The 24,256-nt window shown below is 44.7% G+C and carries 19 protein-coding genes and 1 other RNA gene; 10 read left to right on the forward strand and 10 right to left on the reverse strand.

Features of this window, described 5'->3' with window-relative positions; all coding sequences use genetic code 11:
• Window positions 1-125: 125 nt before the first annotated feature.
• The 4 genes from bcp to EIP89_RS08490 all read right to left on the reverse strand — a co-directional run bounded on the left by bcp (window position 126) and on the right by EIP89_RS08490 (window position 3,127).
• Window positions 126-593, reverse strand: coding sequence for a thioredoxin-dependent thiol peroxidase (gene bcp, locus EIP89_RS08480; RefSeq protein ID WP_124398250.1), 468 nt, complete (start codon window positions 591-593; stop codon window positions 126-128).
• Window positions 594-642: 49 nt separating this feature from the next.
• Window positions 643-804, reverse strand: a complete 162-nt coding sequence (locus EIP89_RS11495; RefSeq protein WP_160160568.1) for a hypothetical protein — start codon at window positions 802-804, stop codon at window positions 643-645.
• Window positions 805-819: 15 nt separating this feature from the next.
• An RNA gene (rnpB, locus tag EIP89_RS08485) (RNase P RNA component class A) lies at window positions 820-1,199 on the reverse strand.
• Window positions 1,200-1,237: 38 nt separating this feature from the next.
• Window positions 1,238-3,127 (reverse strand): T9SS type A sorting domain-containing protein, encoded by a 1,890-nt coding sequence (locus EIP89_RS08490; RefSeq protein WP_124398251.1) that lies wholly within the window; start codon window positions 3,125-3,127, stop codon window positions 1,238-1,240.
• 268 nt (window positions 3,128-3,395) lie between these two features.
• Between EIP89_RS08490 and rpoN the strand changes: the two genes are divergently transcribed.
• Genes rpoN through EIP89_RS08510 form a run of 4 tightly spaced genes read left to right on the forward strand, consistent with a single transcriptional unit; the run spans window position 3,396 to window position 7,290 of the window.
• Entirely contained in the window at window positions 3,396-4,889 is a 1,494-nt protein-coding gene (gene rpoN, locus EIP89_RS08495) for an RNA polymerase factor sigma-54 (RefSeq protein WP_124398252.1), read from the forward strand.
• Window positions 4,886-5,515 (forward strand): hypothetical protein, encoded by a 630-nt coding sequence (locus tag EIP89_RS08500; protein ID WP_124398253.1) that lies wholly within the window; start codon window positions 4,886-4,888, stop codon window positions 5,513-5,515. Before rpoN ends, EIP89_RS08500 begins: the two co-directional genes overlap by 4 nt.
• Window positions 5,512-6,621 (forward strand): AI-2E family transporter, encoded by a 1,110-nt coding sequence (locus EIP89_RS08505; protein WP_124398254.1) that lies wholly within the window; start codon window positions 5,512-5,514, stop codon window positions 6,619-6,621. The genes EIP89_RS08500 and EIP89_RS08505 overlap by 4 nt, the downstream gene beginning before the upstream one ends.
• Entirely contained in the window at window positions 6,622-7,290 is a 669-nt protein-coding gene (locus EIP89_RS08510) for an RluA family pseudouridine synthase (RefSeq protein WP_124398255.1), read from the forward strand.
• A 21-nt stretch (window positions 7,291-7,311) separates the two neighbouring features.
• Here EIP89_RS08510 and EIP89_RS08515 read toward each other — a convergent pair whose 3' ends face one another.
• Window positions 7,312-9,585, reverse strand: coding sequence for a TonB-dependent receptor (locus EIP89_RS08515; protein ID WP_124398256.1), 2,274 nt, complete (start codon window positions 9,583-9,585; stop codon window positions 7,312-7,314).
• 120 nt (window positions 9,586-9,705) lie between these two features.
• On the opposite strand from EIP89_RS08515, the gene EIP89_RS08520 reads away from it, so the two are divergent.
• Complete coding sequence (locus EIP89_RS08520; protein WP_160160569.1) at window positions 9,706-12,075, forward strand: TonB-dependent receptor; 2,370 nt, start codon at window positions 9,706-9,708, stop codon at window positions 12,073-12,075.
• A gap of 9 nt (window positions 12,076-12,084) precedes the next feature.
• Here the strand turns inward: EIP89_RS08520 and EIP89_RS08525 are convergent, their stop codons facing one another.
• The 5 genes from EIP89_RS08525 to EIP89_RS08545 all read right to left on the reverse strand — a co-directional run bounded on the left by EIP89_RS08525 (window position 12,085) and on the right by EIP89_RS08545 (window position 18,577).
• Window positions 12,085-12,402 carry a DUF4286 family protein gene (locus tag EIP89_RS08525; protein ID WP_124398258.1) on the reverse strand — a complete coding sequence of 106 codons (318 nt, stop codon included), beginning with the start codon at window positions 12,400-12,402 and terminating at the stop codon, window positions 12,085-12,087.
• Window positions 12,399-14,207, reverse strand: a complete 1,809-nt coding sequence (locus EIP89_RS08530) for a tetratricopeptide repeat protein (protein ID WP_124398259.1) — start codon at window positions 14,205-14,207, stop codon at window positions 12,399-12,401. Before EIP89_RS08530 ends, EIP89_RS08525 begins: the two co-directional genes overlap by 4 nt.
• Window positions 14,200-14,766 carry a hypothetical protein gene (locus EIP89_RS08535; protein WP_124398260.1) on the reverse strand — a complete coding sequence of 189 codons (567 nt, stop codon included), beginning with the start codon at window positions 14,764-14,766 and terminating at the stop codon, window positions 14,200-14,202. Before EIP89_RS08535 ends, EIP89_RS08530 begins: the two co-directional genes overlap by 8 nt.
• Window positions 14,767-15,175: 409 nt before the next feature.
• On the reverse strand, window positions 15,176-17,251 hold the full coding sequence (locus tag EIP89_RS08540; RefSeq protein ID WP_124398261.1) for an insulinase family protein: 2,076 nt from the start codon (window positions 17,249-17,251) through the stop codon (window positions 15,176-15,178).
• A gap of 6 nt (window positions 17,252-17,257) precedes the next feature.
• Window positions 17,258-18,577, reverse strand: coding sequence for a M16 family metallopeptidase (locus tag EIP89_RS08545; RefSeq protein ID WP_124398262.1), 1,320 nt, complete (start codon window positions 18,575-18,577; stop codon window positions 17,258-17,260).
• A 137-nt stretch (window positions 18,578-18,714) separates the two neighbouring features.
• Here EIP89_RS08545 and EIP89_RS08550 point away from each other — a divergent pair, with 137 nt between their 5' ends.
• The 5 genes from EIP89_RS08550 to EIP89_RS08570 all read left to right on the forward strand — a co-directional run bounded on the left by EIP89_RS08550 (window position 18,715) and on the right by EIP89_RS08570 (window position 24,152).
• The gene (locus EIP89_RS08550; protein WP_124398263.1) at window positions 18,715-19,446 is read left to right on the forward strand and encodes a polyprenol monophosphomannose synthase; all 732 of its coding nucleotides are present in this window, start codon (window positions 18,715-18,717) and stop codon (window positions 19,444-19,446) included.
• 9 nt (window positions 19,447-19,455) lie between these two features.
• Window positions 19,456-20,808 (forward strand): dihydroorotase, encoded by a 1,353-nt coding sequence (locus EIP89_RS08555; RefSeq protein WP_124398264.1) that lies wholly within the window; start codon window positions 19,456-19,458, stop codon window positions 20,806-20,808.
• A 2-nt stretch (window positions 20,809-20,810) separates the two neighbouring features.
• Window positions 20,811-21,506: a DUF4296 domain-containing protein gene (locus EIP89_RS08560; RefSeq protein ID WP_124398265.1), complete on the forward strand. Its 696-nt coding sequence runs from the start codon at window positions 20,811-20,813 to the stop codon at window positions 21,504-21,506.
• Between the two features lie 61 nt (window positions 21,507-21,567).
• Window positions 21,568-23,148 carry a LysM peptidoglycan-binding domain-containing protein gene (locus EIP89_RS08565; RefSeq protein ID WP_124398266.1) on the forward strand — a complete coding sequence of 527 codons (1,581 nt, stop codon included), beginning with the start codon at window positions 21,568-21,570 and terminating at the stop codon, window positions 23,146-23,148.
• Window positions 23,145-24,152: a DUF4837 family protein gene (locus EIP89_RS08570; RefSeq protein WP_160160570.1), complete on the forward strand. Its 1,008-nt coding sequence runs from the start codon at window positions 23,145-23,147 to the stop codon at window positions 24,150-24,152. The genes EIP89_RS08565 and EIP89_RS08570 overlap by 4 nt, the downstream gene beginning before the upstream one ends.
• Window positions 24,153-24,256 lie beyond the last annotated feature (104 nt).

A 24,256-nucleotide genomic window follows, 5' to 3' on the forward strand; every position in this document is an offset into this window, starting at 1 on the left:
CAAAAATCAATTTTTTGAAATATCACTACCAAAAACCTGCTTTAAGTCTAATTCATTTTTTGTAACATTAAATACCATTTAAAAACTGATAAAAAAAAGCTGCCCTCTTTTAGGACAGCTTCTTTTTATGCCATACTTAGTTCTTTTAAAATCTGCGTTGCGTGATTTTTTGTATCGACTTTTGTAATCACTTTTATAATAGTTCCATGTTCGTCGATCACAAAGGTTTCGCGGTGAATACCTTCGTATTCTTTGCCCATAAATTTTTTCTTACCCCACACTCCAAAAGCTTCGATCACCTTGCGCTCGGGATCTGAAATTAGGGTAAAAGGCAAATTGTACTTTTCAATAAACTTTTGATGTGACTTTTCGCTGTCGGTACTCACCCCTACCACTGCAAATCCCTTAGCAGTGAGCGATTCGTAGCTATCGCGCAGGCTACAAGCTTCTGCAGTACAGCCGGGAGTGTCGTCTTTCGGATAAAAATACACAATCAGCTTTTTGCCGGCGAAGTCTGATAGTTTTACTGTGTTGCCATTTTGGTCTTTTCCTTCAAATGCTGGGGCTTTGTCTCCTTCTTTGAGATGTGTCATGACATTTCGAATTTTATGCAAAAGAAACACCGTATAGTTGGTAGAATGTTTACGACGAAAACCATTTTACGCCTCCATAGATTACAGCTAGCCATGCAAGCCCTTTGATCAGAAAGAACATAAACAGCAGTATGGCCACCTTCCAACCGGCCTCAGCTATTAAGCCTTTCCAGCCTTTTTCACGTAAAATGAGTTGATATTTCTTAATCATTCGTTTTACTAAAAAATAAAAGCCTGAGCTGTAAGCCGGATTCTGTAATCCACCGGAGTGGATTTTCTGTCATTTATCTGATGCGGCCTACCCGCTGCTCCTAGCGTACCGGGCCAGTGCGCAGACATAGCACGTATGTCGTTGGCAGCTTATTTGGCCTTGCTACGCACAAGGTTTGCCGAGCCTCCTCCGTTACCGGAAGGAGCGGTGGGCTCTTACCCCACCTTTTCACCCTTACCTCTCGGTAAGAGAGGCGGTTTGTTTTCTGTGGCACTGTCTGTCAACAGCCCTTTATGACTGTTGCCCTGCCTTTCGGCAGGTATGCTGCCCTGTGTAGTCCGGACTTTCCTCACCGATTGCTGTGAAACAATCAGCGCGACAGAACGCTCAGGCTTTTATTTACTCATTGCCTCAAAGGTAAGGCCAATTTTTTTCAGTTCAGCACGATTACTTTGGTTTTTTTGATAATCACACCTTCTTCGTTTTGAATGAAAAGTTGATACACGCCGTTTCGCAGAGGTTGTGTGTCAAACGTAAACCTGTTTGCACCCCGGCGCACATCAGCTGTAGATAAAAGTATTTGATTCGCAAATCCGTGATTTACAGGGGTCAGTACAAAGCGAAGTCTTTGTGGCTGTTCGAGTACAAACTCTACCTCAAAAAATCGATGTGCCGGATTGGGGAAAAGCTTAAACTCAGAAGCGAAGTTAAAAGGGGCAGGCTCATCGGCTAATTTTGATGGAGTAAGTAGCGCTATTCGGGTCTCTGGTCTTCGGTTTGTTTTTGAACCGTATCCGGCAGCCAAAACCCAACCAGGCATGTGATATAAACGCTGTGCACCTGAGTAGTCGCCCCAGCGCTCATAGAAGCGCTGTACCCCTATGCCTATCACATCTACGTAGCTGTTTCCCCGCTCGATTTCAAGTCGCTCAGAAAGCAAACCTTCGGAATTCACATAGCAGGCGCTCATACCTGATGGATAATCTCTACCACTATGGTTAAAGGTGATAATAGCGTCGTTTTCGAGCACATGTCTGCCAGTGTAACTGATGGCCGGAAAACCAAAATCGAGGGAATCGTCGTAAAACACTGTAGAACTTACTCTTGGCTGCTGGCTCTCAGGTCTCTCTACTCTGCAGTAGACAAATCCTGCTCCATTGATAGGGGTTATTGTATTGTGCACGAAGTGCAATATGTTGTTTTCATAGAAGCCATCTTGCACGCGCGCATCTACACAGTCAAACCGATGGTTTTGCATTTGTTGGGCATCAGGCGGTAAGCCGTAAGGGGTACTTGTGTTAAATTCTTTTATTTTCAATGTGCTATTGGTGGTTTTACCCTCCACGGTGACTAGAAAGTAGCGATTGCTTTGGGCGGCTAAATTTTCATTGGAAAGCAAGAACATTTTGTCGCCATAGTGGCCGCTTCCGCCTTTTATAGGAGTGAAGTTAAACATCGGACGGAGCGTATCAACACCATCGGATTTGTAGCGGATGTTGTAGAAGTATTTGGTAGCTAATGAAGTGTCGCCTCTGTAGCCGGCTTGCTTGTCCACTTGCCAAAAGGTAGATTCTACATAACCACTGTTGTTAAAGGATCCGTTTAGAAATGTATTGAAGGTAATGAAAAGGTCGCTATTACTAACGGCTAAGTGCGGGTAATCGCTCCAAGTTTGGTTGTTGAGCGGATTGCCATTCAGCACATACAAGTTCCATCCGTCGAGGTGTGGCAAACTACTCTTGCTGAAGGCTACTACGATTTTTGACGTTTGCCAGGTAAATCCGTTTAGAATTACCATAATAAATCGATCTTCGTCAGGGTCGTAAAGGATTCGAGGGTCATATTTGGTATCGGTAAGCCCGGTAGGATTGCAAAACTGCTGAAGTGATTGCACCGAGAGCAGCGTGTCGTTTTTTAAATCATAAATAAATATGTTTGTGTTAATTACAGACACAAGAATGTTTGCTTCAGAGATAGCTATGTGGTTGTCGTTTGGTGCAGAGCCGTTGTACACATTGCCTTCAAATTGACGTTCAAGTACAGGCTTTTCTATTGCTGATGTGGTTCTTTTTTTTGACGAAAGTCTTGGTAGCTGATGAATGCTATCTTTCAAGTGGCGCAAATACGCGCGAAATCCCTGTCCACCCGGATACGGGGCTTCGAGATGTTGAACAGCAGCAAAATAGTCAATAGATGATGGGCTGGTCGAAAAAAACGGACCCTTGGCTTGGATAGATACATCTTCGTAAAAGAAGTCGAGCCTTTGAGCCCAAACTAAATCAACAGAACAAAGCAGAAATAGAAAAGGAAAAATTTTTTGCATGATAATCACAGCTTTCTTACGGCTAAGATAATTTACAATTTCTCTATCCTATCCAAGTCACTTTAAATGGCAGAAAAACGTTAAACGATTAGAAAGAAAGAAACAGTTACAAAAAGAATATTTACAAATTATTTAATGGGATTTTAGGTGCGATGACGGAACAAAAACAAATTATAGACCAGCAATACAGGCTAAAATACATCTTTCATCAAAAACCAAGCCAATATCAAAATAATTTTTTTAATTTGCGCTAGCAAAAAGTAAACGTGTGCTTAAGCAGGGATTAAATCAGAAATTACTGCAAAAACTCTCTCCTCAGCAGATTCAGCTGATGAAGCTGATTCAGCTACCCTTACCTATGCTCGAGGAGCGAATAAAGCAGGAGATTGAGGAAAATCCCGCATTGGAAGAAGTAAAAAAGGATGAAGAGTATGCTGATGAAGAGGCAGTTGTGCTTGAGTCAGAAGAAGATGAATACGATGAAGACGGGGTACTCGTAGATGAACCAGAGATTACAAGTCTTGAAGACTTTGAAGAATATGACACCTTGCTTAGTGATGAAACCCCTGATTACAAACTAAAATCAAATAATTACAGTCCTGACGACGAGGAGTACTCGATTCCAGTAGTGAGCTCTGTGACATTTTTTGAAAATCTCAGCCATCAGCTCGGCATGCTGAAGCTGACCGATAAGCAAAGGCAAATCGGTGAATACATCATTGGAAATCTTGACGACGACGGATATTTAAGACGCGATCTTGAAAGTATTTCTAACGATTTGCTTTTTACTAAAAACATTTCAGCCACTGAAGAAGAAATCGAAGAGGTACTCAAGAAAATTCAAGACCTCGATCCTCCCGGCATTGGTGCTCGTGATCTCAAAGAGTGTCTATTGATTCAATTGGCCAAGCGTCCTCAAACACCTGTTGTAAAACTTGCAAGGCGCATACTGGAAAATCACTTTGAAGAATTCGCAAAGAAGCACTACGAAAAACTCATGGATAGACTCGACCTTGACGAGGATACCATGAGAGATGTAATAGAAGAAATCAGCAAGCTCAACCCAAAGCCTGGATTGCAAATCAATACAGCTTTTGACAGAGACTACAGCATCATCCCTGATTTTATCATAAATATAAACAACGATCAACTCGAACTTACCCTTAATGAACGCAATGCCCCTGAACTTAACATAAGTAGAGAATACAAAGAACTTTTACAAGCGTATAAAGAAGGAGCAAAGACCAACAGAAGTCAAAAAGAGGCTTTGCTCTTCGTAAAACAGAAGCTCGACTCGGCTAAGTGGTTTATTGAAGCCATTCAGCAGAGACAACAGACCCTACTGATCACCATGTCGGCAATTATGAATTTTCAGAAAGAGTTTTTCCTGACTGGAGATTGGACAAAGCTAAAGCCCATGATTTTAAAAGATATAGCCGATGAGGTGGGCCTGGATATCTCTACCATTTCGCGCGTAGCGAGCAATAAATACGTTCAAACTCCTTTTGGAACGTTCCTGCTAAAAGAACTCTTTAGCGAAGGAATGACCACAGCTGATGGTGAAGAAGTATCGACCAAAGAAATCAAAAAAATTCTGGAACTCGCCATAGCCGAAGAAGACAAATCAAAGCCATACACAGATGATCAACTCTGTAAAATCTTGAACGAAAAAGGATATCCTTTAGCTCGAAGAACTGTAGCCAAATACAGAGAACAGCTCGGCATACCGGTAGCACGCCTCAGAAAAGAATTAAAAAAATGAGGTCTACCCAATTCAACTCTAAATATTTGATTGCCAAAATACTTTCGTACGTATTGCATCCCGCCATAGTACCAGTGGTATTTGCACTACTCTTTTTTTCCATCAATGCTCCATTGTTTGATAGAGTTCAAAAGATTTATATTTTAATGTCGATCATTGTGGGCACTTATTTTTTGCCCATCACTATAGCACTTTTGTTTTATAAATTAAACATCCTTAAGTCGCTCGAAATGCACAACAGGCAAGAGCGAAAGGCCCCTTACATTATAGCAGCTGTATTTTATTATCTCACTGCGCTTGCGCTTAAATTGGTGCCTGCTGCCCAGCTTTTGCACCTCTTCTTGATGGCTACCAGTATCGTGATTTTAGTACTTCTAGCCCAAATTCCGTTTTACAAAGCCAGTGCCCATGTTGCCTCATTTGCAGGTCTCTTGGCTGCCATCATAGTTTTGAGCAGGATGTACAATCTTTCACCCCTAGTGCTTACCCTAGCGATTGCTGCTACGGGTATAATCGCTTGGGCTCGACTCGAAGTAGAAGCTCATACATCAGCCGAGGTATTTGCCGGATTTTTAAGCGGTTTTACTCCGATTTTTGTGCTGTTTTACTTATTTGCATTTAAATGAGCGTTTTTGCTGGTATTTCCCGAAAGCAAGTGGTTGGGGCGATATTACTTCTGGCTTTTACACTTGTTCTCTATTTTTCGCTTAGGGTAATTATTTACTTTGCTGTATCAGTGGCATTTACCATCGCGTTGTCTCCTATAATGGAATTGCTCGATAGGGTGGAGATTCGAAAATTTAAATTACCTGATTGGCTCAAGGCAATAATTGGTTTGGTATCGATATATGCTTTTTTCTACATTATTTTTCTTTTAATTGTGCCTCCCCTTATGCGCGAGCTCAGCGCCATATCAGAACTGAGTATGTCAGAGATTTATAAAAATCTCGAGCAGCCCATCCAAAACATAGAAAAATGGGCTGATAATCTTGGAATTAAACCTGTGGGTTATGCTTCAAATAGAGAATACGTAATGGCTAAAATGTCAGAATATTTAAATATTTCAAATGTGACAGGAACAATTACCGGTTTGGTAAGTGTATTAGGAAATCTCTTGGTGGCCTTGTTTTCCATTTCATTTATCACCTTTTTTCTCCTCAAGGAGCGACGAATTGCCGTATCGATTGTTTTAGCATTTACTCCCGATAGCACTACAGAACGTATGGCGCGTGTACTCTCGCAGATCAAGTACTCTCTTCAACGCTATATCGTTGGAATTATTCTTCAAATATCGCTCATAACCATCATTGTAAGTTTTGGTTTAAACTTTTTTAATATCAACAATGCTTTTGTTATTGGATTTTTTGCTGGAATCATAAATGTGATTCCCTACATCGGTCCTTTAATAGGCACGGCTGTAGGAACCTTAGTAGCCTTTGGTACTACTCCCGGATTGATGGCTCCCGAAGTTTGGCAGATGCATCTGATTAAGGTCTTATCAGTGTTTGTTGTGGTTCAGCTGATGGACAACTTTATTTTTCAGCCTCTTATTTTCTCAAGATCTGTAAATGCGCATCCGCTGGAGATTTTTTTCGTGATTTTAATAGCCGGCAACCTCTTTGGAATTGTGGGCATGATTGTGGCCGTGCCCTCGTATTCCGTTTTTCGAGTGATTGGTCGCGAATTTTTATCGGAATACAAATGGATTCGCTCCATTACACAAGAAAGATAGATGCCTTCCATTCTGTTTGAAAATCCGCAATACTTCATCGTCGATAAAGAGCACGGATTAAACTCAGAGCCGGATCGCCATGACCATGCAAACCTGATGGATTGGCTCAAGAGACAAAGACCTGATATATACAAGCGATGGGGCCCACATCCGCTGCATCGGCTCGATAGACCCGTGGCAGGACTGCTGATCGTAGCGAAAAATTTAAGGGCGCATCGCACTTTACAACGCCTATTTGAAAATAGAAGAATTACTAAAATGTACAGAGCTTTAGTACAAGGCCTTGTACATCCATCAGAGGGCGAATTACATCATTACCACATAAAAGACCCAAAAAATTTTAAGGCCATCATTTCAGAAAATCCTGCTCAGGGGGCACTTCTTGTGGGTTTAAGTTACAGAGTTATCAGGCATTTCAATGAAATAACTGAACTCGACCTTCGACTACATACTGGCAGATATCACCAGATCAGGGCTCAGCTGGCATTCATAGGTCATCCGATCTTAGGCGATGTGCTCTACGGCAGTACTCAGATGACTTTGAATAACGTGATTGCCCTCAGGGCCTATAAGCTAGGGTTTTACTGTCCATTTGAGAAAAGAAAAATGGTTTTTGAATATTTGCCTTCAGAGTTTTATGAAAGCTGGTCTTTTAAGCCCTGTCTTTAAGAAATGAAAACCAGATATTTTTTAAAATGTAATTGACCACTGAAAGAAAAATCTTCGCCCTTGTAGCGAGGTGAATGCATAAGCGGGATCGAAGGTAAGAGCGTAAGGATTGTCAGCTGTAGGAATAGGCACACCTTCAGAGTTAAATTCTACTCGTGTATCAAAAGGATCGTCAGCTCTTGCGATAAGAAAGGGCAATCCACGCCAAGGTACAAAATCGAGAAGATTTTTAATGCCAAAGGTGAGTGAATATCCTCTTTCTGAGCGATAGGAATATTGGAGATGAAGATGGGTAAACCAGGGCGAAAACTCAGGTCTTGGGTCGAGTTCACCGGCTAATGGCAGCCGCATGGGGCTGTAGGTAAAGGATGAGATATCAATTCGATTTTTACCAAAAGTGTATCCCATAAGGCTCTGAAAATTCATGCGCTCTACAAAGGGAGGAAGCTCGCGTTTATCGTCTTCGATAAGTCTCATGTCTTGCAGTGCGCCACCCATTGAAAAATCCCACCTTCCACCTATGCCAAATTCCACCTGTGCATTGATGCCTCTATGGGTAAGCCTGCCGTCCAGATTGTCAAAGATGATTTTCTGTGGGTCGCTGTCATAGTCTGGCAGTATTCGATTGGAGAATTCATTGGCAAATGCTCCGAGAATTGATTTGATGTAATAATGGGGCTTTAGCAGACTAAACTCCCATTCTGCATATTGACCTGCAACGCGCTCAGGTCTAAGCCTTGATGAGATGACCACCTCTCGTGCCCCGGAGAGGGCTGCATGCTCCTCGGCAAAGAGATTGATCACCCTGAATGCCGATCCATGTGTGGCTCTCAGCGTATGTCGGCCTGCGCTGTACAGGACTCCTATGCGTCCGGTCGGCACGAAGCCATGTATGGAATGGTAATCAGCACGTATGCCGGCGGAGAAGCTTACATTTTTCAGGGGGAACATAGCATCGGCGAAAAGTGCCGGCATATGAAATGATTCAGGCGCATCTAATTCAGTATCCGAGCCGGAGTAAAGGGTAGTGGCGGTGGTATTGTCATTGTAAAACTGGTAGCGCAGAGCTGTTCCAAGAGTGTATTGCAGATTTCCGGAGTGTTCTTGCCAGAGGGTTTGGAAATTCATGATGCGTTGTTCGGCGAGAAAGTAGTCTTCGCCGTACATGCTGTTTTGCCAATGGCCCGAAGCGCTCCACCATACTTGCAGTGGTTTTAATTTTCGAGGGTTGTACTTCATAAGCCATTCGGCCCTGTTGGTAAAGATGCTTTCCACATATTCATCGTGTGTATGGCGATGATAATGCTGTCCGGCTACTGTGCCTCCGAGACGGTCTTCATAATAATAGCGAAGCAAGATATCAAGCTCATCGGAAAATCTTATTTTTTGAAACACCGAGATACGCTCTTGCAATGCCATATCGAGAAAGTTTTCTGCATTGCGGTCAATACGGCTCCCGAAGTGGTGGTGATAGACCCCGGTAAGCATTCTCCATTGGCCGACGCGATAAGCAGAGGAGAGCTGTGTAGTCACTTCACCCCATGAAGTTAAAAGTTGCTCTACTCTAAGTGGGGGAGCTACATCCGGATTGGTCGTCAGCACATTAATGACCCCACCCATGGCTTCTGTGCCAAACAGGACTGACCCTGGACCACGTGTCACTTCCATACGTTGTATCATTGCTGATGGGAAACCATATAAGCCATATGTAGCAGCCAATGGGCCCATAATGGGCATTCCATCAATCACCAGCAAGGTATAGGGCCCGGGCAACCCATTGAATCTGAGTCCGGGTGCCTCACACACATTGCAGTCGTAGTGAAGCCGTATGCCCGGAAGCAACGGCAAAGCATCCATAAGACGAGGTGATGATATACGCTCAAATACAGATGCGTTTATCACTGAAACCGGCACTGTTGAGGCCTTTCTGTCTGTAGGTCGTAGACTGCCGGTGACTACTACTTCATCCAAAGCATTGCCGGTGTACGACAGCACTATTTGCAGTCGTATGGTGTCTTCTTTAGCAGGCTTTATAGCAACTTCTTGATTTTGAAATCCCGGCCTTGAAAATTCAATGACAAGAGTTGAAGCACTATCTACCGGTTTGGACTTTATGTAAAAAGTGCCATTGAACCGCGACACGCCCAAGAGTACATCAGTCGCCTTATCTCGGATGGTCACCCCTGACAATGGGACTATTCCGTCTGATATCACACCTTTAATGTGAAGATCTTGGTTATATGAATTATGTGCAGCAAGAATTACTAAAATCAAAAAATATACTTTTTTACCCATAAAAATAAAATTTTTCAAAAATAAATAAATAATTAGGTGTACCTAAAAATTCTGGTTTAAAAAAATCATCAAGTTGGAAGTATTTACTGTTAATTTTGTTTTAACAATATGAAACACAAGATGAAAAGAATTTTTCATATATGTAGCGCAATTCTTTTACTTTTTTCAGTTAATAATGGTATAGCTCAAAACACCTTATTGCTTAAAGTACAGTCGAGAATCACCAATGCACCCATTTCTGATGCAGATATCATCATCGACGGTAAACAACAGGGTAGCACCGACGAGAAAGGTGTCTTTATATGGAAAACAAACCAAACTTCCCTAAATATAACAGTCATCCATATAGGCTTTCAACCCACCAAAGCAAGGGTGTCATTCAGATCCGGACAAGTACAGAGACTCATTATTAAATTGGAAGAGTCAGTCGAAAACATAGGAGATGTAACCATTACGGCTACCCGCTTGCGCAAGCCCATCACGCGTGAAGTAGTACAAGTTGATGTTTTGCCTAAAGAGTTGATTTACAACGTTAACTCCACGCGACTATACGATGCGGTGGACAAAGTACCTGGTGTAACAGTGATTGATGGCCAAATGAGCATACGAAACGGCAGCGGATTTGCCTACGGTATCGGCAGTCGCGTATTGGTGATTACGGACGGAATGCCCATTCTTACAGCCGATAGGGGCGATATGCGGTGGAACTTTGCTCCCATCGAAATGGTTGAAAATCTTGAAGTTGTAAAAGGTCCAGCGTCGGTATTGTATGGTGCTGGTGGGCTCAATGGGGCTTTGCACATTAAGACCCTTTGGCCTGAGCAGGGAAAATCAGTAGCGCGCCTTCAAACGTTTTACAATTTAGTGGACAATCCCCGCGATCCGATAAAGCGCTGGTGGTGGCAGCGACGACCTGGGGAATGGGGAATATCGGCTGTAGCTGGTGAATCCGTCAGAAATCTCGATTATGTGGTTGGAGTAAACCAACTAACTACCAATGGGTATATACGCTTTACAGACCAGACCCAGTCGCGTGTTACATTTAAGTCGCGCTATCGCCAACGCACTGACGGCAAAGGGTTTTCTTTTATTTGGAATGCATCGATAATGGGTAGCGATGAGGCCGACTTTTTGGCCTGGGCTGATGCCGATTCAAATTTCTATGTTCCGCTGAATGGTACATCACCCAATGCCACCATGGCCGATGGTGCTACGCGTATCGTGCGCCAGCAGTGGCATATGACTCCGGAAGTACTTTACGAGTCCAAGGGCGGAATTCGCCATCGCCTGGCCGCAAGGTGGTATCGACTACAGTTTAAAAACTATCGAAACAATTTGAAAACCAATCTCTACAACGCCGATTACTCGATAGATCTTCCACTCAATACTTTTACTAAAATCACAGCAGGGGCCAACTACCAATACTTCGACGTATTTGACATATACAACATCGGCACACGTCAAGGCAGAAATGCCTCAGCCTTTTTTCAAGTCGATTATCTAAAAGATCGATGGGCTGCCAATGCAGGCATGCGTTACGAATATTTTTCGATTTCGGGTGTCGAAAGCCGAAGAATTCCTGTTTTAAGAATAGGTGGAAACTATGCCATTAATCCGACACTCTTTGCCCGTGCCAACTTTGGTCAGGGTTTTCGCTTCCCAACCTTTACAGAGATATTTATTTCAACTGCGGGCAGCGAGGCGGTACCCATTTTTCCCAATCTCAATCTGCGGCCTGAGTATGGGTGGAATGCTGAGATCGGAATAAAAAAACTGCTAAACGTAAACAAGTGGAAAAACTATTTCGATGCTAGTCTTTTTTGGCTGGATTACAAAGACTTGATCGAAGTTACGTTTGGCTTGTACTTGCCTCCTCGTTGGGATACAGTGCCATCCAATCAAGTTCCGCTCGATACTATTGTGAAATATCTCGGATTTCAGGCACAAAACGTTGCTTTTGCTCGAAACACAGGTGTTGAGTTTTCATGGTCGAGCGAAGGAAATTTAACCAAAAACTTGGGATTGAGAACCTTGGTGGGATATACGTATTCACTGCCGGTAGATGTTAATCTCGATTCTACTCTTCGAAATCCCTTTAGGTATTTTGCGCGATTTTTTGAGTCGATAGTTTCCAAAGACAATCCGGTGCTCGACGCTATGTTGAAGTATCGAAATCGCCACTTACTTAAGGTAGATGTAGAGGCCATGTGGAAGGGTTGGTTAGCTGGTATCGACTACCGATATCTATCAAAAGTGGAGCGAATTGATGATGTTTTTCGAATTTTTCTCCCTGGATATGCCGATCAAATTAGTAAACCCGGCTACACTGGAAATGAGTATTTTATAAACCTTCGAGTTGGATACAAAACCAATCGTTTTGGTCAGTTTACCTTAATTGTAAACAATGTGACCAACCGGGAGTACATGATTCGCTTTGTGCGACCTGAGGCGCCAAGGAATTTTACACTTCAATATCGCTATGAGTTTTAGGGAGTTTAATCAGAATTCCTCTACAATTTCAAGCACAGTGCGGAAGGCTACAAACTTATTGGCATAGCGCTGCAAATGTTCTTTTTGCAGATCTGGGGCAAAGAGATTTTGATACAGCGCGAGCGACTCGCGGTCTTTTGCAATGTATTGGATAGCATAGGTCGTACCCTCAGGATCATCAGAAAGCACTTTTGAAATTTTGCACTCGTCAAACATGCCGGTAGCCAATACATCAGGTATGTGAGTGGTGCGCATCCAGTGCAGCCAGTCGTCGTGCACTGAGTCGTCGATGTTTATGGTCACGTTGTAGATGTAGCGGGTTTTCATGAAGATTGTTTGTTTAGGAGTGCTCTCAGGCGCAATCGTGCCTGGTTGTGCAAATAGCTGTCAGTAAACTGCATTACGATAAGTTCGTATAAGTCTTTGGCTTTTGATGGTTCGTTTAGCTTTTCTTCAAATAGAACAGCGGCTTGGTAAATGGCTTGGTCAGCCAGCAGTTCATAGCCAAAAACGGTGTACACTTTTTCATACCATTGTACCGCTTGCTGAAAAAGGCCTTGTGCTTCAAAAGTTTTCGCTTTAAGCAAATACGCGTCGTCTTGTATGGGATGATTTGTGTAGGTTTGAATGACGTAGTCCAGTATTTTATGAGCTTTTTGATATTCACCTACGTAATAAAACATATCTGCATGTGCGTAGTAGGTCATGGCTTCGTAGGTGGTATCGCCACCGGAATTAAGCAAAATTTTGCTGGCATAGGCAGTAGCGTCGTTTGATATGGGCTTTGAAGTGGATTCTTGCAGGATTTCAAAAATTTCTAATGCCCAAGGCACGTCGCCTGAATAATAAATGGCCTTAGCACGAGCAAATTTAGCATCGTCTTTCATAAGCTCATTGTCAGCTACTTCTTCAGCGCGAGCATAGGCTACAATGGCCAGCATAAATTCTTTCATCGATAGATAGATGTCGCCTTTTGTGATCAGCAGCCGGGCTTTTTCATTTGGATTTTGCCCGGGTACTTTCACCAGCGATTCTATTAAGTCGAGAGCTTTGTCTTTTTGATTGGCTTTGAATGCCATGAGTCGTGCTGTGGCTTCAGCTAATGGCAAAGTGTTAAAGTTGATGCCTTGAATTTGAATGAGTTTCTCACTTTCTGTGACTACAGCAGCCACTGTCTCTGAGTCAGTAGGAGTGTTCAGCGCTTTGAGAGTAAGAGCCAGCTGGCGCGATAGATTAGCTCGCATGGTGTAGTTGGCATTTGATGTATGGAGGGTAACCCATTCAAAACCCGTAATAGCTAACTCGTACTGCTTATTGGTGAGAGCCTGGTTTGAAAGTTCATAAATTTCGCCAACGGCTCCGTAGTTAGATTTTTGATGCCATTCTTTCAGAAATTCCAATGCTGATACATAATCTTTCTTTTCGATGTAGATGTGGGTAAGCACATCGGTCATTACCGGATTTTTCTGGTTGAGTGCGCGGGCCCTGAGCTTCTGAATGATATAGTCTAGATTATCTTCACCTCCATCTGGGGCCATGGCTCTGCTGATAAGGTTTTTGACGGTGTAAGCCATTGACGGAGAGCGCTCTAAAATTTCTATGTATGTGTCGTACATTTTTTCAAGTTGACCCAAATCGGCATACAGCAATGACTTTTGATAGCTAAAGTTAAACGATGGATTGATTTTCTCTGCGATTTCATATAGTCGCAGAGCGGCTTCGAAATACCCTTTGTCGCTTAAAGCCTGCCCAATTTGGTAGGCGTATTGGGGGTATTTATTAATGGATTCGAGGACGCGATTCAGAATTTTTTCTTCCGCTTTGCGGTCGCCCATCTTCGATTTTGCAAAGGCTACATCCACCATATAAACCCCTTCAGGTTCGTTGGTACGGCGGATTTGTGCTTCAGCCAGATTTACAGCCTCTTTGTAGTCTTTCAGCTCGAGGAGGCAATCGTACAATTTTACATAATACATCCGCTGGGGCGAGCGCTTATAGAGTTCTCGATATTCGACGAGTAATTTTTCGCAGTCTACTTTTTCAGCAGTTTTAGTAGGCAAAGGGAGATCTTGAGCCAATACTTGGCTCAATGAGACAAAAGCTGTAAGGACTAAAACTGTCCACTTATTCATGGGCAGCTGATTGTAAGTCGTACCGCATGGCGCTGTCGAGCTTAGCCTTTAGGGCTGGCCAACGATCTTTGTAGGTAAGTGGGTTGCGGATGCGCTTGTAAAACTTAGTCATCGTCTCTTGCATGGCTATGGCCTCTTGGTCGATGTATATCTTAAGGCTGTCAGTGAGGGAGTCTGATTCGTTAATCAACTTTCGCAAAGCTCTGACTTGTTGTAGGTTGAAGTCGAGCTCGTTTTTGATTTTTTGATATTCGGGCAGCGACTTGGAAAGGGAGCGACGAGTGTCTTCAAGACCTGAAAGCTCGTATATAAAAAACTCGCGGGAGTACTGGCGATTGCTGTTTTTGAAGTGTTTGTAATAGGGGTCGAGTTCCTGAAGAATCGTCTTGATGCGCTCAGGATTGTATTCGTTAGCAATTTTCTGGGCGCTGATGATTTGATTTTCAAGGGTATCGAGAAAGTATATTTTTTCCAGGTCTTCGTTTGAGAAGTTTTGTTGGGTCTTTTTGCCACAAGCAGTAATTAAAAGCAGCGCTATTGCTATGAACACCCTCTTCATGTAATTCAATATTTTGAAAGCGTAAAATTACCTCAAGAACTTTTTAAACGATGCATTAGGTTGTACTTGCTGAGTTGTTTAAGCGAATATTCGACTTTACGAATATTTTTCAAGAGTAGTCAGGTTGTTTTAATTGCTTGGGTATGTACTGCGTGATGCTGTGGTATTTGCAAAGTTCAGCCGAGCATTAGTACATGAGTGTAGCAGTTATGGATAAGTGCTTTCAGCTTAAAAAGCATCTTAAACATTAATCAGGGTAGCCAGATTTTGTGGAAGATGACTAAGGCATCTTATCAAAACTTTCTTCTTTACATCCCGACAGGGTAATCTACAAAGAATGCTTTCAAACAAAATAAAAAAAGCGCTCTGCACATTAAGCAAAGCGCTTGAAAAAAGGATTTTGCAGATTTTATAGCTTAAAATCTTCGGCTTTTAAGCCTGTGTTAATGCGGGCATTTGAAAAAGTGAGGGTGATGGTTTGAGGCCCTTGTCCTTGACGGATTTTTCCGGGTATTTTGAAGCCCTCTACATCGCGGTAATCGCTCATTTCTACAAAAATGTTGAGCTTGCCCTGTGGGGTTTCCATTGTATATTCTTGTTTAACCTTCAGGAAGGTTTCGGTATCGTAGTATTCGAGGGTAGTTTTTCCGTTCTTGTCTTTTACTTCGACCACATAGGCCGGACGGCCATTGATTTCTTCGATGCCTGTGGTGCGCAGCGTGAAGCCTGACTTGAGGTACTCAGTTTCGCTAATGAGCAAGGCTTGCATGCGCATATCGTCGAGCTGGTCTTCAGGTATGTCGCTGTCACCCATCATCGAGGTGGTGCGGGCGCGCTTGCCGTCGAAAGTGGTTTTTTGGAGGGTGCCCATGCCTTCAGCGACGATTTCATTGCTCATCATGGGAGGATTACTAAAACGCTTTTTAATGATGAGTTGTGCTTTGAAGGGCATACCCTTGATTTCGGCGTTGTATTCGGTTACCAGGTCTTTGATGCGGCTGATGGCCGATTCGCTACCTAGAGCTGCGATGTATCGGCGAATGATTTCGTCAGCGGCCATATCGGTCTGTGTACTTGCAGTGGCTTTTACTTCACGACCAAACGCGTCGTAATATTTAATTGGCCCAAAAGGGCTAAGTTTAGAGGCTACATCCGCTGCTTTACCTACTACCACTATATGCAGTCGGTTGGCATCGAAGTACTTGCGCGCTACGTTGCGCACATCTTCAGCGGTTACGGCATTCAGGGCTTTGAGGTAGTTCTTATAATAGTCTTTGGGCAGGTTGTAGCGCTCAATGTCGATGGCAAAGCGCGAGATGGTTTGTGGATTTTCGAGTGAAAGTCCGAAGGTACCTGAGATGAACTTTTTAGCCAAGTCAAGCTCTTCAGGCGAAACCAATTCATCGCACATACGGCGAATTTCTTTAATAATTTCAGTAATAGCGCTGTCTGTCACTTCGTTGCGCACTTCGGCTGAGGCGTAGAAGCTGCCTACCAGCGGATCGGTGTTGTAGCGGGAGTAGGCACCGTAGGTGTAGCCACGGGTTTCGCGCAGATTTAGGAAAAGACGGCCTTCGTTACCGCCAAGAATTTGGTTGGCTACGCGCATGCGTACAGCATCGGGATGGCCGGGTGGCAGATCGATCACATTGCCCACGTGAATGGCCGATTGTACCGATGCGTTGCGATTGCTGAAGTGCACCATCGGCGATTGAGGTTTGGCAGGGAAGGGATATTTGGCTGTGGGAACATTGCCTTTTTGCCATTTGCCGAAATACTTTTGGGCCAATCGGCGGGCATCTTTCATGTTTATATCACCTACTATGGCCAGAATGGCTACATTAGGCCGGAAGTAGGTTTGGTGAAAGCGCTTGCAGTCATCGAGGGTGATTTTTGTGACGCTTTCTTCGGTTTCAACCTCGCCGTAGGGATGATCTTTTCCGAAGAACGACACATTAGTAACGTTAGTGCGAATAGAAGAGGGATTATCTACTACCGATTGTAGGCCTGAAAGCGTGTTGAGCTTAATGCGCTCGAAGTCGTCAGCATTCATTGCGGGCTGTATCACCACTTCGGCCAGCAGCTGGAAGAGCTTTTCATTCGTACGGCTCAGGCCAGAGATGAAGGCACCGGTGGAATAAGTTGAGAGTGATGCCCCGATAAAATCTACTTCTTCGTTAAACTTGTCTTTAGGAAGGTTAATCGAGCCGTTTTTAATCAATTCGCCCGTAATGCTGCCTAGGCCTGCAAGATTACCTTCGCGCACCGGGTCGTAAGTGAGCACCAGATTCAGGCTCAGGCGTGGTAGTTTTCGGTTTTCAACGACGATTACTTTAAGACCATTTTTGAGAGTAAAAGTTTTGTAATCGCCGAGTTGTATCTCACGGGCGGGGCCAGGCTCGGGCCGCTTGCTTCGGTCGAGCGGTTGCGATAGGGTCACTTCTGTCATCATCAGAGCTACAATGGCTAAAACATATTTTTTCATACGTACTTAAGGTTGTGAAGATTTAGGCAAATAGTAAAGAATGATTCGACGGTTGGAGTCAAAGTAGGTATTGGCTACGCGTTGCAAGTCGGCCGGGGTAAGTTTAGAGACTTTTTGGCCGATGGTATTGATCAGGTTAGCATCGCCGTAGAAGACTTCATACTCAGCCAGCAGGTCGGCAATGCCCTGCATACTGCCCATTTGGCTGATTTGTTGAGTTTCAAACTGATTGAGCAGCTTTTGAAATTCTCTGTCAGAGATGCGCTCTTTTTTTAAGCGTTCTATTTCCTCGTGCATGCTTGCCATAATGTCTTTGGGGTCTTTGCCAAAATTGGCAAGTGCTAGGGTAATGAAGAGACCTCCGTCTTCCAGGTCATAAGGAAAAGCGATGACTTCGAGGGCAATTTTTTGTTCGTCAACAAGCTTTTTGCGCAGGCGCGAACTGTTGCCGGTGCTCAACAAACGGCTTACCAGGCTTAAAGCGAGTGCATCATCCGAATTTTTTGGGGGCATGCGGTAGGCCAAGAATACAGCCGGTAGCTGAATGTTGTCGTAAATAGTATCAACAATTTCGCGCTCTAGTGGGGGCTCCACCACATTCGGGCGAGGTATAGGGCGACCTCCGCGAGGTATGTCTTCGAAATATCTGCGCACCAGGCGCTCAGCGGTTTCGTATTCGATGTCGCCGGCTATTACAAGCACAGCATTTTCAGGCACGTAGAAGGTGCGGTAGAAGTCGTAAAATTCATTTAGTTGAGCTGCGTTCAGGTCTTCCATTGTGCCAATGGGCACGCTTTTGTAGGGGTGTACTTTGTAAGCGCGTTTAAAGAGATTCTCCTGAAACGACATATAGGGCTGATTGTCAATGCGCAGGCGCTTTTCTTCTTTTACCACTTCGCGCTGAGTCTCCACACCCACTGTATCGATTTTGGCGTGTAGCATCCGCTCACTTTCCATCCACAGGGCCATCTCGAGCTGATTACTTGGCAACACTTCGTAGTAGTAGGTCTTGTCGTGGGTGGTGTAAGCGTTATTAACACCGCCAGAGGCTTGTATAAGCTTCATAAATTCTCCGCGGGCTATATGCTCGCTGCCTTCAAACATAAGATGCTCGAAGAAGTGAGCAAACCCTGAACGGCCCGGTAGTTCGTTCTTAGAGCCCACTTTGTAAAGTACACCTACAGCTACGATAGGCATGGTGTTGTCGCGGTGCATGATCACGCGCAAGCCGTTTTTAAGATCGACTTTGCGGATGTCGATAGCCGTTTGTCCGATGGCAAAATGCGTCATACTGAAAAGTAGAATTAACAATGAAAATTTTTTCATTTGAATGAAAGTTAAATAAAATAGGTGTGCAAAGTAACACAACAAAAGCACTGTTTCTTTCACTTGAACAGTGACTTTTGGGATTCTTCCCGCTAAAAAGAATAGATACATGTAACTTTGGCCCCGCTTTTTAAACCGTGAGTCAAGATCGCAGATTAGTCATCATTCCCACTTATCAGGAAGCCGAGAACATCGAAGCCATCATTCGTGCCATTATGGCACTGCCTATACCCTTCGAAGTATTAATTGTAGATGACGGCTCGCCAGATGGCACGGCCGACATTGTAAAAAAACTTCAAGGTGAATTTGAAAGCAGGCTGCACCTGATCGAACGCAGCGGAAAACAGGGCCTTGGTACAGCCTACATCGCTGGCTTTAAGTACGCCTTAAAGCACCGCTACGACTACATCTTTGAAATGGACGCCGACTTTTCTCACAATCCGCAAGACCTACTACGCCTCTACGAAGCATGCCGAGATGGCGGAGCCGATTTGGCCATTGGCTCGCGCTACGTTACAGGCGTAAATGTGATCAACTGGCCTATGTCGCGCGTGGTGCTTTCCTATTTTGCCTCAAAGTATGTACGCCTCATTACCGGCCTGCCTGTACACGATGCCACAGCCGGCTTTAAGTGCTATGCTCGCCGAGTACTTGAGTCCATAAACCTCGATCGAGTTCGCTTTATTGGTTATGCCTTTCAAATAGAAATGAAGTACATTGCATGGAAAAAGGGGTTTGCCATCCGCGAAATCCCAGTAATTTTCACCGATCGAAGCAATGGAACCTCTAAAATGTCGAAAGGCATCATCAAAGAAGCCATCTTCGGCGTAATCAAACTCAAGCTTAGAAGCATATTCAAACCGTTTTGACGTTACCCCATGGCCAAACATATCCTTATCAAAAACGCTAAAATCGTAAACGAAGGCAAAACCTTTGAGTCCGATTTGCTCATCACGGGCGATCGCATCGCCCGAATTGACCGCGTTATTACTCCTCCAAATGCCAATACTAAGATAATCGACGCCATGGGAAAGTACCTGCTCCCTGGCGTGATCGACGACCAAGTGCACTTCCGCGAACCAGGACTTACGCACAAGGGCACTATCTACTCCGAGAGCCGTGCAGCCCTTGCTGGCGGTACTACTTCTTACATCGAGCAGCCCAATACCCAACCTCCGGCTACTACCATCGAAGCTCTTCATGCCAAGTACGCTATTGCCGAGCGCACAAGCTGGGTCAACTTTGGCTTTAACCTTGGCGCTACAAACGACAACATCGAAGAAATCAAAAAATCGCACACCTCTCGAGCTGCGGGAATCAAAGTTTTCATGGGTTCAAGCACAGGCAATATGCTGGTAGACCATGCCGAAGCCCTCGACGCCATTTTTCGCGACTCTCCTTTATTAGTCATTACACACTGCGAGGATGAGGAAACTATTCGTCGCAACTTCGAAAAATATGTTGCCGAAGCTGGGGGCCGTGAGCACCTTACACCGAGGCACCACCCCCTCATTCGTTCTGAGGAGGCATGCCTGCTTTCCTCAAAATACGCTATTTCACTTGCCCGCCAGTACAATACGCGTCTTCACGTCTATCACATCAGCACGGGCGCAGAGGCCATGATGTTTGACAATAGCCTGCCTCTTGCCAAGAAGCGCATTACTGCCGAAGCTTGCATTCATCACCTTTGGTTTTCTGACGAAGATTACGCCAACAAGGGCAACTTCATCAAGTGGAACCCAGCCATTAAAACAGCTCAAGACCGCGAGACTATTTGGAAGGCCCTACTCGAAGACCGCATCGATGTGATTGCTACCGACCATGCGCCTCACACCATCGAAGAGAAGAGTCGTCCCTATGCAGATGCACCTTCCGGAGGTCCACTCGTGCAGCACAGCCTCATCGCCATGATGGAATTCGTTAAAAAAGGCAAAATCACCATCGAGCGGATGGTTGAGAAGATGTGCCACAACCCTGCGATTCTCTTTCGCATTAAAGACCGCGGTTACATTCGCGAGGGTTATTACGCCGACCTGGTGCTCGTGCACCCCGCCATGCCACACACGGTCACCCGCGACAGTTTGCTCTATTCCTGTGGCTGGTCGCCCTTCGAAGGGGTCAATTTCAAAGCCCGCGTTACCCACACCTTTGTCAATGGCGCACTCATGTATGAAAACGGAAAAGTTTACCCTTTCCGCAACGCCCGCGCCCTTGAGTTTGCCCGCGATTGAATATGAATAGATTTAAATTTTTTAATTTTTTTCATTTGGGCGTACGCCAGGCTTGGCACTTGAGCACCTTCGCTGCACGGCTTGCCCAGGCAAGGAGCTTTTGCGCCTTCGCCATAGGGCTTGCCCAGGCAAGGAGCTTTTGCGCCTTCGCCTGGGTCGGTGTATTCCGTGGTCCGCTTCGCTCCCGTGCTTCGGCAGTGCAAGCCTTGCCTTCGCACCGCCCTACGCTCCGCTTCGGGCGCACACCATCCACTTCACGCTGGTCAGGTGCTCGCAGCTCAGTCACATACACACCTCATAGGTTAGCAAACCTTAATTCACTGAATTTATTAACCATTCTTATTATCCTACATCTGGTAGCTACATCATGCGTGAGAGTTGAAGTTCCACCCGACGTGCTCGACCGCGAAGCCATGGCAGCTTTGTTGGCCGACATCCACCAACTCGAAGGTCGTCGCGTTGGCGATCGCGTCCTCTACGCCGAAAATGCTTACATGAAAGATTACTACACCCGCATCTTTGAAAAACACTGCGTCACCGATGAGCAATATCGTCGCTCGCACTACTTTTATACCCAATATCCCGATTTATTCTCTCAAGTGTACGATCGCACCATCGAAATTTTGCAGAAAAAACAAATAGAATCTGAAAACGTCCCTAACCCTTCTCCCCAAGCGCCTGATGAAGGCAATTTTTAGCCGAATCTTGCGTTCCTTTTTCTAAATTTGCCCATAATCTTTCTGAAATCAATCTTTTACAATGCTGCGTAGGATTCTACTCTCTTTGTTTCCCCTTTTGTTACCCATCATTTCAATAGCGCAAGTCGATGTAAACGACAGTTTGGTCATTTACCAAGATTCCTCTACTACCTTTCGACTTGATATAAGCGACGACCCTTTTGCCAAAGCCCTCGACGAACTTTTTAAACTGAATCTTTTTAAGAGCGACCAAACTGTAGTGCGCACCAAGGAATATAACCCCGACGTCAGCCAGATACCCGACAGTGTATTTGAAACTCGTATACGCCGGCTAAATAGTCAAACTCCTCTTCGCCTCACATACAATCGCGAGGTGCGACAATACATCGAGATGTACTTGCGAAAGCCTCAGCTCGTTGCCCGAATGATGGGCCTGTCGCAGCTCTACTTTCCCATTTTCGAAGAGGTGTTTGACAAATACAACATGCCCCTTGAAATCAAATACCTCGCTATGGTGGAGTCAGCACTCAACCCAAGAGCTACTTCAGTAGCCGGAGCCCAAGGCTTGTGGCAATTTATCTACTCCACCGGCAAGCTTATGGGTTTGCAAATCACTAGTTATGTAGATGAGCGAAACGATCCTTATAAATCGACCGAAGCAGCAGCCCGCTTCTTGCGACAACTACACCGCTGGTTTAACGATTGGGACCTTGCCCTCGCAGCTTATAACTCTGGCCCCGGCAACGTGACTAAAGCCATACGTCGCAGTGGAGGTAAGACCAACTACTGGGAACTAAGACCCTATCTGCCACGCGAAACGGCCGGTTATGTGCCGGCCTTTATCGCAGTGAATTATGTAATTAATTACGCCCACGAACACGGCATCTATCCCCTTGAACCGGCCATTACTTTCTACGATCTCGACACCGTAGTCGTGCGAGAGCCTATTGACCTTCGTCATTTAGCTGAAATTCTCGACATGCCCATCGATTTACTTTCATTCCTTAATCCACAATACCGCCAGAATATCGTTCCGTCCAATGACCGCGACCAATACTTCGTTGCCCTTCCGCGCCATAAGTGGGGACTTTTTATCGCCAACGAAGACACTATATACGCCTTTTTGCGTGAAAATACCAGAAGCTATACTGAAATCGCAAGCCGCCTGAAGCCTGGCGACGACACACCCGACCTCACTCAGCGCACGCGCATTGTTCACAAGGTTAAGAGAGGTGAATCACTTGGTGCCATAGCCCGTCGTTACAATGTAAGTATGTCTGACATACGCGCTTGGAATAAACTAAAGGGAAATAACATTTATGCCAATCAAAAACTCACCATTTACAAACGCACAACAACACCTGCTGCCGCACCTGTACAAAGTGCTACTGCTTTTAATACCACTGCTAATACTTCGAATCCTACTGCGGTTCCTGTGATACGGCATCATAGCGACAGCTCACCAAAACCACAGAAATCAGAAGGAAAAGTGGAATACTACAGAGTCAATCCTGGCGACACACTCTACAGCATTGCCAAGCGTTATGAAGGTGTGAGTGTTGAAGATCTAATGGCATGGAACAACCTGAAGAATGCTCGCGACCTCAAGTCTGGAATGAAATTGAAAATCTACCTCAATTGAAGCGATCCTCTGCAGCCCTCATACTCATAGCTTTTTTGCTCTTCGTAGGCTGTCAATCGGCCAAAGAAGGCGAAAGCTCTAAACCCTCTAAAAGTGAACAAACCAAAATTTTACCCTCGAGCACCGGTGCTAGATGTGAGGTAATACTTGTGTGTACCGAAAAAGTGTGGAATTCACGCGCCTTGAATCCACTAAAAAATGAGCTTCTCCGCCCACAGCCCGGCCTGCCACAGCCTGAGCCATATTTTTCGATCATGCGGGTTGATCCTGCAAACTTTAAAAACGTCATACAGCGCAACAAAGCCATCATCGTTGTCGAAGAATCAGACACTGCTCGATTTCGTTGGTTTAGAAATCTGTATGCTAAGCCACAAAATGTTGCTCTGATTACCTACACCACTTTTCAGGATATTTACAATCTCACTGCCCGTCACCGTCGAGAAATCTTTGAAAAGTTCAGAGCCCAAGACCTTAAGAGTACGCGTCTCACTTTGTTGAAATCAGGTGCCAAGTGGCAAGACGCTACTAAAAACCAAAAACTCAAAATCCTAATGCCACCTGGCTATTCGCGTGTGGTGCACAAAGACAACTTCAGCATGTATTTCGCACAATCGGCTAAAACCCACCATGTCATCATGGTACACACGCGTCCCTGGGACCCAGATGGAGAGTTGCCTGACGAATGGAAAATCATAGAGATACGCGACTCACTCACCATCCTTCACACACAAGCTTCGCGTCCAGGTAGTTACACGGTAGTAGATACTACGATTAGACCTTTGAGCCGCACTTACAACCTCAATGGAAGACTCACTACCGAAATGCGCGGATTGTTTAAATCGGTCAACGATTTTCTTGGCGGACCTTTCTATACCCTCGTCCTCTTTGATGAAGACCGCAAACTGATGGTTTTTATCGATGCTTTTATGCAGGCTGTGGGCCAAAACAAGCGCAACATGCTCATGGAAATGGAAGTCATCGCCCGAAGCATTGATTTAAAATAATTTTTTTCCAAATTTTAAACTCATTTTCCGCTACTGGGAAATCTGTTTTAAACCGGATTTTGTTAATAATTCTGAAAATCAAGAAGATGTATTATTGGCATAAC

Origin of the sequence: Thermaurantimonas aggregans, from assembly GCF_003851885.1 — a bacterium.
Classification (GTDB): domain Bacteria; phylum Bacteroidota; class Bacteroidia; order Flavobacteriales; family Schleiferiaceae; genus Thermaurantimonas; species Thermaurantimonas aggregans.